Genomic DNA, 675 nt, shown 5'->3' with positions numbered 1-675 from the left:
GTATATTGTGGTATAATTTAATTAAGTTAAAAAATGTTAATAAATAAAAGTTCATTATAAATGGAGGATAATCTTATGAAAGTATCTTATGAAAAAACTTTAGAATTAGTTGTTAGTTCTTCACGCGGAATGTTTTTAAGAGACACAGATGTTTTAAAATCCCTAACTGTTACAAGAGTTGCAAATGATTATAATAAGCCTGAATCGAAGGTAAAAGAAGATCTACAGTGCGAATTTGAAAGATATGAATCATACATACAACAGAGAATTGAGAAGTTAAAAGAAGATGGAAAGGTAGTTGTTTTAAAAGAAACTAGGAATGTAATTGAAAGTGAGCTTAAAAAAGAAGCTATCCAACATCATATGTTTAATATCAACAAAGAGGAAACTTGTTTTGAATTGGTTATTCCAGAAGAAGAATAAATTAAATAAGACCTTTTCGCTATTGATTGAAAAGGTCTTTCTAAATTTTAAAAAACAATTATCAAGAAAGGAAGTTATATATGGAAAAGCTAACTAATGAAGAGTTAGAAGTATTAACAAAGGCGCGAAATGAAAAAGGCGTTGAAATTGTTGAAGTTATGAATAAACAAGAATTATCACGTTATAGAATTAATTGTGTAGAAGCTATTGAAAGAAATGAAAAGTATATAAAGGAAGGAACTAGCAAAAGTT

The 675-nt window shown here is 27.3% G+C and carries 1 protein-coding gene; it reads left to right on the top strand.

Going from position 1 to position 675, the window contains the following annotated elements:
- The first annotated feature begins 75 nt into the window (after positions 1 to 75).
- The gene (locus V7024_RS23635) at positions 76 to 423 is read left to right on the top strand and encodes a hypothetical protein (protein ID WP_098634804.1); all 348 of its coding nucleotides are present in this window, start codon (positions 76 to 78) and stop codon (positions 421 to 423) included.
- Positions 424 to 675: the final 252 nt, after the last annotated feature.

The organism is Bacillus sp. JJ864 (genome assembly GCF_036963045.1).
Classification (GTDB): Bacteria; Bacillota; Bacilli; order Bacillales; family Bacillaceae_G; genus Bacillus_A; species Bacillus_A pseudomycoides_C.
The sequence above is the reverse complement of the archived record's forward strand: the minus strand, read 5'-3'. Positions and strand labels throughout refer to the sequence as shown.